The sequence below is a fragment of the Oscillospiraceae bacterium MB08-C2-2 genome, from assembly GCA_035621215.1.
Taxonomy (GTDB): Bacteria; Bacillota; Clostridia; order Oscillospirales; family Ruminococcaceae; genus WRAV01.
This window is the reverse complement of sequence record CP141729.1, coordinates 1,308,153-1,319,988: the sequence shown is the minus strand read 5'-3', so window position 1 is coordinate 1,319,988 and position 11,836 is coordinate 1,308,153. Positions and strand designations below refer to the sequence as shown.

At 44.2% G+C, this 11,836-nt stretch carries 6 protein-coding genes; 4 read left to right on the top strand and 2 right to left on the bottom strand.

Annotated features, from left to right (window positions below):
- The first annotated feature begins 288 nt into the window (after window positions 1-288).
- From U6B65_05840 to U6B65_05830, 3 genes are all read left to right on the top strand, one after another.
- Entirely contained in the window at window positions 289-1,908 is a 1,620-nt protein-coding gene (locus tag U6B65_05840) for a helix-turn-helix domain-containing protein (GenBank protein ID WRS28651.1), read from the top strand.
- A gap of 495 nt (window positions 1,909-2,403) precedes the next feature.
- A complete protein-coding gene (gene tnpA, locus U6B65_05835; GenBank protein ID WRS28650.1) occupies window positions 2,404-2,874 on the top strand; it encodes an IS200/IS605 family transposase in 471 nt (156 codons plus the stop codon).
- A 151-nt stretch (window positions 2,875-3,025) separates the two neighbouring features.
- Window positions 3,026-3,541 carry a hypothetical protein gene (locus U6B65_05830; protein ID WRS28649.1) on the top strand — a complete coding sequence of 172 codons (516 nt, stop codon included), beginning with the start codon at window positions 3,026-3,028 and terminating at the stop codon, window positions 3,539-3,541.
- 27 nt (window positions 3,542-3,568) lie between these two features.
- Here U6B65_05830 and U6B65_05825 read toward each other — a convergent pair whose 3' ends face one another.
- Together U6B65_05825 and U6B65_05820 are read right to left on the bottom strand one after the other, a co-directional pair.
- On the bottom strand, window positions 3,569-4,015 hold the full coding sequence (locus U6B65_05825; protein WRS28648.1) for a hypothetical protein: 447 nt from the start codon (window positions 4,013-4,015) through the stop codon (window positions 3,569-3,571).
- A 139-nt stretch (window positions 4,016-4,154) separates the two neighbouring features.
- A complete protein-coding gene (locus U6B65_05820; GenBank protein ID WRS28647.1) occupies window positions 4,155-9,770 on the bottom strand; it encodes a metallophosphoesterase in 5,616 nt (1,871 codons plus the stop codon).
- 778 nt (window positions 9,771-10,548) lie between these two features.
- Here U6B65_05820 and U6B65_05815 point away from each other — a divergent pair.
- Window positions 10,549-11,541 carry a uroporphyrinogen decarboxylase family protein gene (locus U6B65_05815; protein WRS28646.1) on the top strand — a complete coding sequence of 331 codons (993 nt, stop codon included), beginning with the start codon at window positions 10,549-10,551 and terminating at the stop codon, window positions 11,539-11,541.
- The last annotated feature ends 295 nt before the right edge of the window (window positions 11,542-11,836 follow it).

Below are 11,836 nucleotides of genomic sequence, written 5' to 3'. Positions count from 1 at the left end.
TTTTCTCCTCCAATATTCAAATAAAGTAACGATCATCGTTTTGCAGCCGGGATGTGTTTATTATCCAGACTGTTTGACTATAGTATAGTCCTTATAGCAGTGGGAGACATTAAAGTTCTTTCGGCAAGCTGATATCAATTTTTGCAATCTCCAAGAGAGACGTCAAAACCTATATTTTCTTTTGAAAAAATGATAATATCTTTAGTTAAGTAGACGAAACTGTAATTTAATGGTAAAATTAGCAAGGATAAACTTACAGTGCATTATATGACAAGAAGGGGTGAGACAATGTATCAGATTTTTGTTGTGGAAGATGAACTCCTGATCCGGCAAAATATCCGGGATATGGTTGAGAATATGGAAGGGCCATATTCGTTTTGTGGTGAAGCATCGGATGGGGAAATGGCTCTCTCTATGATGACTGACCTGATGCCGGATATTTTGCTCACCGATATTAAGATGCCATTTTTGGATGGGTTTGAATTGATTCGCCATGCAAAAACGATGATGCCGTGGCTTAAAACCGCCATTATTAGTGGGTATGATGAATTTGAATCGGCTCAGAAAGCAATTTCTCTTGGCGTTGACCTATATCTTCTCAAGCCGGTTCGGCCTACCGAGCTTGCCGAAGCAATTCATAAAATGGCGTTGCAGTTGGAGCAAAGCCGAAGCAGAGGAGCGTTACCAACCGGATATAGCAAGGACGAGGTGAAGTTTGCGCTGTATCAGCATTTTATGCAGCAGATGCTTTTCGGCGGTGCTGATACCGGCCCCATACTGGAACGAGCAGCATCTCTGGGACTTGAAATAGTGCATCCTTTTTATCAAGTGATTCTGTTCCATTTTGAAAGTGCAGATTCGCTCAGCATCCACTGGCAACAGAAAATAGCCAAGATCTTGCTGAATCGACACCCGGCTCTCTATTATTTTGATGGAACAGATCAGCTGGCCTTGCTTGCCTATGCAAAGAATGTAGATTCATTAAACGAGGCTGCCTATCTTCTTGTTAAAATCATTTACCACGAACTGAAGGACGATGACATACTGATCACCACGCTGGTGGGCAATATTGTTCAGCGAGTCAGCTTGGTAAAGGATGCTTATAATGCTTCCAACACCATGCTCAAGAAACTCCAAGCGGTTTCAGTGGGGCAGGTTATTGATATAAATGATATGGCCCAAATTACAACCGATATTGTAGGCTTTAGCAGTTCATTTGGCGAAAGGTTTGGGCAAAGGCTTCTCTACGCTTCACCTGAAGACATCCCCAATCTAATGAGTGAATTTTGGGATGGAACAGACAGCGACCAGTATAACAGCATGCTGTATCGTTATTACACGTTGGTGGATATTCTAAAAACTGCTGTTCAAATCGTGTCGGCAGCAAAACCGGATGTGGATAAAAAAGATATTGCCGCACAATTGAGCAGTGCTTATGATATCTTTGCAGCCTCCAGCCGGCGGGATTTCTGCGAAAAGCAAGCACAGGAGCTGCTTATGGAAGCGATTCGAATGAAGCAGGAGAATCGAAAGCTGGTCAAACACAGTCATGTCATCAGCCAGGCTGCGGCGTATATCTCAAAGCAGTATTGCGACCCCAATATCTCGCTGATCAGCGTTGCACGTCATGTGGGTATGAGCTCCGCTCATTTCAGTACCATATTTTCTCAGACATTTGGGAATACTTTTATCAGTCACCTCACCACCCTGCGCATTAAGAGAGCAAAGGAACTGCTTTCACAAACCGACATGAAGTTAGCGGCTATCGCAATGGAAATAGGATACAATGAGCCGAACTACTTCAGCCATGTATTTAAAAAGAACGAAGGCATTACGCCAAAAGAATACCGGAACAATTTTCAGGATCAATATTCTTTCGAGGGCACCGCCAGACCCATGACAAGATGAAAAAAACTGCCCGTTAAAGAAGCAGTTTTTGGCAATGGGGATGACATATAATATATTGCTTCTGCCTGCAAAAGGAATGGGCAGATGGGATGACAAAAGTGTGGCCATCCATGCATTTGGCAGTGAAATATTGAAGCCTATGGTGTATGTGTGCCTCTGCAATGGTTTCAGACGATCTGAGGCGTTGAGCCTTAAATGGAATGCCGTTGACTTTAAAAATAATACCTTATCAACTGTGTTTCAAATTCATTTTAGTTTAAGGGTTGCCACAGTGGAGATTCAATGCTATAATTAAATAAAAAACATATGTTTTAAACCATAAACAGCGTGTAAATCCGAAAGGCGCATTCGGATTTACACGCTGTTTACACTGCTTAAGAACCACCGGCTTTGCCGGTGGAGAAAGACCTTATAGGTATGGACAAGAAAAAAGCTCCCCGATATATTAAAAGTTAAGGTCTGCCAACCTAACTAAAAAATCGAGGAGGTCTTTAAATGAAAGACATAAACAGTTTAGAACATACCAAGTGGAGATGTCAATACCACGTAGTATTTGCACCAAAATACAGGAGACAAGTAATATATCGGGAAATTAAAGCAGACATAGGGTTTATCCTAAGGAAATTGTGTGATCAAAAAGGGGTAGAAATTATAGAAGCGAACGCATGCCCAGATCACATCCATATGCTAATCAGTATACCACCAAAGTTTAGTGTATCGCAGATAATGGGGTATCTAAAAGGGAAGAGCAGCTTAATGATATTCGACCGTCATGCAAATTTGAAGTACAAATATGGAAATAGGCATTTCTGGGCAAGAGGGTATTATGTGGATACAGTAGGGCGGAATAAAAAGCAGATACAGGAGTATATCAAAAAGCAATTGGAGGAAGATGAGCTATCCGATCAGATGAGTCTCAAGGAGTACACTGACCCGTTTACGGGTAGCAAGAACACCAAGGCATAAAAACGTACCCCTTTAGGGGTTGCCCGAGAAAGCAATGCGGATGGCAGATCTTTCGGGACCCCTTTAGGGGTACTGTCTGTATTGTGCCCTTCTAGGGCTTATTCAAGCCTCCGGCTTAGCCGGAGGTTTTGACTTTAGGAGGAATTTGAATATGTCTTACAATGAAAAAACTGCCCATTATAACCTGCCCCAGTGGAAGCCCGAGGACAAGCCCAGCCGACAGGATTTTAATGAGGCTTATGCCGGAATTGATACGACTTTGGCAAATAAGGCAGAAAAGGCGACCACCTATTCTAAAATGGAAACTGATTCGCTTTTGGCAAATAAGGTGAATTTGGATACAGTGGAATGGATTACGTTATCTTTGCAAAATGGCGTAACAGTTGCCGGAGGATTGTCGCCTCGCTATTGTAAGGTGTACGGAATAGTCTATCTGCAAGGAATGATTGTGGCAAATACGCTACAGCAGATAACAATAGGAACTCTACCGGAAGGATACCGTCCATCCGAAGCATATATCATGTCGTATATATCTAATAATGATTTTGGAAACTCTCGTAGTGGCAATATAAGCGCAACAGCAGGCACTATAACCATATATCAAAAAACAGGCGGGAGTGCAACAGATCAATTATGTGTGCAATGCTGTTTTCCAGCAGCACAATAGCCTTCTATTGTGCCGCTTGGAAAATTGTCAAAACCGAATAGGATTAATAATAATGTCTATCGCAGCACCAGCAACCAAGTGATCGGGATATATTTTAATTTGTCCATCTGGGAGTACATCCACATATCCAAATACTGTTTCACTGGGATACTTGACCCTGCACAATACAGATACGATACTTGTGGGCCAATATCCTTCCGGCAACAACGCAATCACATGTCCCGATATAATATCTACACTTGATTGACACCGTGCAATAACTGTGCATTCGGAAAACTGGTTTTTCCAGTACTCTGATTTCGTGTAAGCGGAAAACCCGGTGGCATATTGCAGATCGTACTTCTGAGGCGGTTCGGCGGTGGCCAGATGTTTCCATCCAGTCCATCCCGTACCCGGATACCAACACCTGATCGCTCCCGCAGCGCTAGACAAATGTACGCTATTTAAAATTGTCTGAAAAACAATGGTGCCCACCGTAAATCCTGCTTGATTTCGGACCAACAAGATACCGTCCGTTACATAACTTGGGCGATTAAGCGTACTACCATCAAACCAATAGATTCCGTCTGGATGGGCAATATCAAAATCATCTAGGCGCCCATTCCAGTTCACCTTATTTGCGATTTAGTGGTTTATCCGAAATAATAATGCTCCCACCCAATTGCGTATAGAAGTGTAGATATCCATTTTGGTCGACAGAATAAGAAGGTGTGGAAATTCTTGTATACGTATTTTCATTTTGGTTATAGGAGTAGAAGAATAGGGTTTCAGCTGCCAATTTTGAGAGATCTACTTTAGCAGCTACCTGCAATCTTGCTCCAAAGGAACCTGCCTGTGCAAGACTGACAACTTCTATTGAATTATTAAAATATTTTTTAAAAAAACCTTTTGTATTGGCAGTCTTCTCAAGGGCGGTATAAACGCCCAGCTGTAAATCACTGGCTGTATTTTGCAGTTGCGTGAGGTCTAAGTATAGCCGCCCTTGCACTGCGTTCACCGCACTGCTCATTGTATCCGCATGGAGGGTGATGTTTTTATTGAGCTCAGCGGCCTTTCTCAGAATGCTTTGTATGGTTGCAGGGGAGATGCTCTTAGCATTTTTTGTACGAATCGTGACAGAATTGGAAAAAGAACCGGCCACTTTAGTCATTTCATTCTCAATTTTAGAAAAAGAAATTCTGCCGGAAGCATCAGAATGGGTTGCTGCCTCGCTGTAATCTGGCGAAGCCTTTACCGTATCTCCCAAAGTTTTTTTGGTATCCCGGTCATCGCTACTGTCATCTCTGCCGCTATTCTGGCCGCCCCCATTGTTTGTAGCAGTCCGGGTACGGAATACGTTAACAGGAGTTGTGCTTAAACCACCGTTTTCGTTGGTGACAGCGGCGTACCAGCTGTAGTTGGTATTTGGCTTTAAGCCTGTCCAGAGCACTTGTGCTGTTTCAGTGGCTGTTTGTGCTTTGCCAATGGCCTCCTGTGTAAGGACACTTGCTGTAAACCGGCTTGTATTCAGGCTCTTTGCGGCAGTATCGAACGGCACATCCAGCTCATAAATATCATAATCGGCTTTTTGGAGCCCGATGGGGAAGGCATCCAGCTTAGGTTCATCAAAATAGTTGAAGTCCTGCCGATAAGGCGAGTAGGAATTCATATACACCTTATTGTTCTGTAAATCAAAATACAGGAACTTTATATATTGGGAACCCCCCTCCACATCCGACTGATAATCGGTGCAGATTTGGTAAACAGAACGCTCCTTGATGCCATCCCTATCGTCATCGAAACCATCCACCTGAATGGATGCACCATGGTAATGCCCGTTAAGAACTGCAAAAACATTGGGGTTTTTGGCAACAACCTGTTCCCGCAATACATAACCTTGATAATCCAGAAGCCCATCAGGATTCCCCGAAGCGAATTTGGCGTTGGTATAGCGGTGTGTTGCGATGATTGCTTTGCGGTCGCTGTATTTTTGGAGAATCTGATTCATCCAGTTGATTTCATTGGTGTAGATATCCCAGCTCATATATAAAATGATGAAATCCTGCCCATTCTCTGTAACAAGATCGTAATGCCCCAGATTGTTGTTATAGCTTCCTCCATAGATGGGGCTGTCTTCAAAGCGGTGGGTACCAAAGTATTTCCAGTAGTTGTCGTAATACTGCAGACCAGCTGCAACATCGTGATTACCACCGAGAACGCCATAACGCATACCGTTGTCATCAAAGATTTTCATGGCCTTGTCAGCAAGCTGCCACTGGTCATCCATATCCCATTCGTCTACAATATCACCGGTGTGCATGGTATAACGGATATTCCATTCATCAGCATTGTCCACCAGCCACTGGTTCTGCTGCAAATAATGCTGCGGCCAGCTTTCGGAATAATACTGCGTATCGGTGATCCACGCAAAAGCAAAGTCATAGTTATCAGGCCGTCCGGTGCCATCCCACTGGGAATTAGCTGCGTTTTGTGCGGCTGCTATTGTGGCCGCAGAACGCTGAACGCCGGGGTTATCATCTGCCCGGCACTGTACCAGAAGAGTGGCAGCGCCGTTTTCCACATGGTTCTTTGCAGTGAAGAAGGTGTTGATATTGCCTGCAGCATCAGCGCGGGAAAGAAGCTCCCATTGATTGTTTGCAAGATTCAGTACATACATGGAAAGAGCTCGGGAGGCATCTGCATAATTGGCTGTTCCGTTCCAATTTGCTGCAATGTTGTCGCTTTCTTCTGTATTGCCAACCTGAATGGTAAAAATCTGATAAGGCAGATCACCATCTGGGGAGGTCACGGTAATATTAGAATTGCCGTTTACAACCTCAATGGGCTTATTGCCTACACCCTTTGTGACAGAGATCTCTCCGTTTTCTAAAGTTAAAATCCGGCCCTTATAGAAATCCACTGCGGCACTGGAACCATTTAGCTCACCTACCGAAACAGATAGCTTAGCCTGGTTGGCAGTGATATCAACAGCTTTTGCTGTAATACCGGCAGGGTCCTTGGTGTCGGTATAAAATGCAACGGTCTTCTGTGCTTCATTTCCACCGATGTCCAGAGCGGAAATATGCAGGGTGTGCGCACCGGGAGACAATTCCCGGGTGGGCACAGAATAGGGGACAGTGATGGCTTTGCCATCCAGTGAAACAATATATTGGCTTATATCCAAGCCGTTTTCATCGATAACCTCTGGGTTAATTTGGAGCGTGCCAGAAACAAGCGCACCTTCTTCGATACCCGCACCAATGCTGGGCGCTGTATTATCTACAAGGATTGAAGCCGTTTGGGTGAGGCTGCCAGAGGTGGCTTTGATGGTATACTTGCCGTCTGAAAGCTTGGTTGTATCCAGTTCGTAGCCTACAGCCGTTAGCTTTTCTTTTGGAATTTTGAAGTAAAGATCCAAACTGGGAGCCATTTTTCCGTTTTTGCTGTCGCCAACATTATAGATACGGTTGCCAGCGGGATTTTTAACATCCAGCGAGAAGGAGCCTTCCGTATATTGATAATCCTGCACGGCTCGGTGGGGAAGAAATTCTTCGCCATTGACCAATACGAGTTTCACGTTGCTTACAGTAAAATCTTCGCGGTTTAAGTCAGGCTTATAGATATCTTCAAATGCAGTTCCCTGTCCGCCTGCCCATACTGTGAGCTTAATGGAGTAATCTCCATTGGCATCGATCTGGAAGTATTTGTTGTCCACCAGCACAGCTCGGGAACTTAAATTGGTCCATCTACCCAAATAAGAGATGATTTCCCGGTCATTATCCCCATAAGGGGCTGTAACAGCGTTTTTGAAATAATTGTTCTGATCGCCGGTGGAGAGAGAGAAAAACGCACCGTTTTCTAAAACACGCTGGGTTTCGGTTTGCTCACCTTCCACAAAAATCTGAGTGTCTGCGTTGCTGCCGCCATTGCTGGCAGTGATTGTTTTGACTCCTGCCAGAACCTTCCCGTCTCCTACATTTAGCCGAAGGCCGTTTGCCTTCAAGCGATTCACGTTGACCGTGTAGGTCTGCGTTGTAGTTTTGCGGTAAAGATTGTATCCCTCTACATAGAACTGGATAGAATTGTGATTGAGAATCTCGTTGGCTGGGATTCGTGCAAAAAACTTTCCCTTCACCCGCTGGCTTTTTTCATAGATGGTTTTTAACTTGGTTTCGCCATCAAAACGATAGCCAATTGTCATACCGGAAAGGCCTATAGCATCGCTGCAAAGGAAGGTGGCAAAATACTCTTCGCCTTCGTTAACCGCATCGGGAACATTTACAGCGGTTATTACCGGTGCTGCCCCGGTATCCTCATACTCGGGATACCCCTCAAAATGTGCACGCTTGTCGGCTGGGGGAACCTGCCACTCCTCCACGCTGCCGGGAGAAGGAGCTTTTTGAGTGGTCACTTTAAGGCTTTTGTTTGAAGCATCTCGAGGATAAGTATATTGTACTGATCGATTGCTGCCGCTGGTAACATCGGCAGCATTGTTCTCGTTAAATTCCGCATGGGTAAACGCAGTTTCCAACGTATGGCCGATACTCAATTTCCGCCAGTTGCTGGCGTGAAAGCCGGAATAGTCAATGCGGACAATGTCTTTGTTTTCCTCAAGATCGGTATCGAAAATATCGTTGAACTGTTCTACAGCAGTACCGTTGTTGCTAAGCCAGAGGATCAATGTTTTCCCGGGTTCCAACAAGAGCTCCGGTGTCGAAATTGTCCATGTCTTAGGCGCTGTAGAGCTATCCAGATACTGATAATATAAATTATAGTAGCCCATATTGATGGCTTTATCGGAGTTGTTATAAAGCTCGGCATATGTAGCCTGTGTGCCTGTTTTATAAACCGGCACAGCCTCTGTGAAAATTAAAGGCGGCACGCTGGAATAATCAACGTTTGATACAACAGCGCTGGTCTTTTCCGCACTTTTTACCGAATTTGTTCCATCATCGGCCTGTATATACCATGTAAAGTCATCTGCCCAGAGCACGCTGCGGCTTATCGTAACAGAGAAAAGACTATCAGCACCTTTTTCCATTTCTAATTTGCGCACTTCGTAGCTATTCTGGCTGTAATACAGATTAGCGGAGATATTGGAAGAGGCTCCTGTAATTTTTGCCTGAATGGTTACAGGGTCTGCAGCCCCATAACTGGCCTGATAGATAAGGTCGCTGTCTGAAATGGGATGAATGGTTGCATTTTCGGCATCCAAATCATAGGGTTGATCGGGAATCTGCCATTCTGCGACCGTTCCGGGGGTAGGTGCTGCAGTTTTTGTATATTTATAACCTGCTTTTCCATCTATACGGTAGGTATATTGGTTCGCATATTTGGTATTCACATTCCTATCCGGATTGTCCTCAACCTTTCCATTGTTGCTGACAGCAGTGGCTACAATTGTATTAATGGTTTTGCCAATACTGAAGGTGCGCTGATCGGTTGGCGAAATGCCGCCATGAGCTACTTTAACAATTTGCTCCGGCTGAACATCGGTGCCGTAAAAACTATTAAAATCTTCCAGTGTGTGCGCCTGGTTTGTAGGCCACATAATTATGGAGTTCCCTGCCGCTAGCGGGATACTTTCGGCCGGATGATAATTGGTGCCAATGCCATTGGAAACACTCTGGCTTTTTCCATCAAAGGTCCATTCATTCCAGCCTTTGTCGGACCACTGATTAAAAACGGTGTAATCCTTTAAATCAATGGTTTGGGTGGAGTTGTTATAAACTTCCAGATAAGTATAATGATATCCCTTTGTAGCTGTAGGTACAATTTCAGTAATCAGTAAAGGGGAAGATTGCTGTGCACCCACTGCGCATACAATGGCAGTATCGTTGAGAGAAGAAAGCCAATCTAATTCGTTGTTGTATTTTACTTGTACCTGCCATTTAAGCGACGAAGCCCAAATATCGGAACGATTTAATACCGCAGTATAGGTGTTGCTGTCAGTTGCGGACATAGCCTTTTTCGAAAAAACCACGTCAGCGGCCTGCTGATACAGCACCGTAACATCTGCAACATCCGATGCATTTTCTATGTCGATTGTAAAAGTAAGATTCTGTTTCGGATTATCCTGCCCTAAAATGGAAGCGGATGGTCCGTTGATACCGAGTGGTTGGATTCTGCCTGCACTCTGTCCCAGCTCCGTTGCCTCCTCTGCCAAAACAGACAATGTCAACGAAGGTATCGCTGATATTGTTATGGCAAGTGCAAGTGAGAATGCCATTAACCGTTGAAATAATTTCATCTTCAAATTCCTTTCCATACTATAATCAATAGCCCTATTAAAGAATTTCCTATGCAATAATAAGCTTATCATATTATGGAATTGGGTTCGTTCATGTTTCAGTAATATTTACGTAATAATTACGTAAATAAGAGCGATACCGCTTGTTGCTATCATAAAGGGATAATGGATCTGCCTCATGCTGCCGCGCGATTTTAAGGTAACAAATAATTTGCCAGGGCCTCCTCCAGACAGTGGCTCCTAAGATGTTGGGATACTATAGGATTTTTACCACGAGAACTGGTGCAACCGTCCCTTAAAGAGCGGCCAATACCCATATGTCTATGTGGATGGAATCCTATCTATGTCGCAACTGGGGCGGTGCGTGTGAAAACGGGGCCATGCTTTAAACGCTCTAGAGCTATTGGCCCAGAGTTTTGCTAAATAATTTTGCCGGATATCGTTTTTTTGAATTACAAACAGCTTATGCCGCAAAAAATAGCCTTTCTGCGCCTGGTGCAGGCGCAGAAAAATAAAAAGATAAGCGCTTAAATTCGATTGACAACCAAATTTTGTTGTGCTATCATAAACACTATTAAATATATATACATAGTATGTTTATATATTTACTATGTTTGAATTGCGAGAAAGGAATGATCGATTCAATGAGAAAAAACAATCCCGTTTTTTGTGGCAAAAAAGCACGAAGGGTTTACTGTTGTTACAGCTCAATGAATCGAATGTGCTGCTTTGCAGACACCTTTACCCTTTAAATAAATATATAGAAAAGAGGATCACCATGTCCAATAAACAATTTGTATTTAATGCCTTTGATAATAAAGAAGTCGAAAGAGTTCCCGTTGGTTTTTGGTTCCATTTCATTCAGGGCGAGGAAATCAAGCAGGGGCTGGAAAATGCGGATATTCTCCAGAAAAGCATAGAGGGCCACAAGAAATTTGTGGGTGACTTCGGGCCTGATTTTGTCAAGCTGATGAGTGATGGCTTTTTTGCATATCCCAATCCCATTTTGCTGGAAGCAAAAAAAGCTGGGGATTTAAGGGAGCTAAAGCCCCTTGGTGTAAACCACCCTTGGATTCAAAAGCAGGTTGAGCTGGTCAAAACCCTTACCGATGCCTTTGGCGATGATCTGGCAACCTTCTACAACATATTTGCTCCTGCAACTTTCTTTAAGATTTTGTTGAATGAGAAAGGCAATCAAGTTTTGGCCGATTTTATCACAGAGGATAAAGAAGCCGTGAAATACGCTCTGGATGTGATCGCACAGGATTTGGCGGTGCTTTCTCAGCAGGTGATCACTGCCGCCAAAGCGGATGGAATTTACTTAAGCGTTCAAAACATACAGGATGCACGCATCACCAAGGAGATTTATCAGGAGGTTGTGGCCCCCAGTGAAAAGAAGGTTCTTGAAGGAGCCAATGAGGTCAGCAGCAACAACATCCTGCATATTTGCGGATTCAAGGGCAACCGCAACGATCTCAGCTGGTATACGGATTACAATGCAAAAGCAATCAATTGGGCCGTTACCGTTGAAAATGTAAGCCTGTCGGAAGGTAAAAAGCTCTTTGGCGGCAAGGCTGTCATTGGCGGATTTAATAACACCGAATCCGGCCTGCTCAATACCGGCAGTCAGGCAGAGGTGGAGGAATATACCCAAAAGCTGCTGGAGGAAGCCGGCAAAACAGGTGTCATTCTTGGGGCGGACTGCACAGTCCCCAGTAATATTGATCTTGCCCGGCTTGAGTGGGTTCGCAGCAAAGCGGCAGCGCTTTAAAATCATCTATACTTGGCTTTTATCGCCCGTATTGTAGATGAGACAATATTATGAGGTTGAAACCTGTTCTTTCAATAGCACTGATTATAGTATTTATAGTGTCGATCCTGTTAACAGGATGCGGCCAGACCCCATCCAGTGCCGGCCAAAGTGTTGCCAGCGGGGGAGCGGCGCAAACTTCGGCAGCATCGGAAGCGGCCCCAGCATCCGAAGACGGAGCTTCTGTTCTTCGCTATGCACAGCTCGAGGAGAGATGCAAATCCTTTTCAGCAAAAAACAAGGTTCTGTATTAATT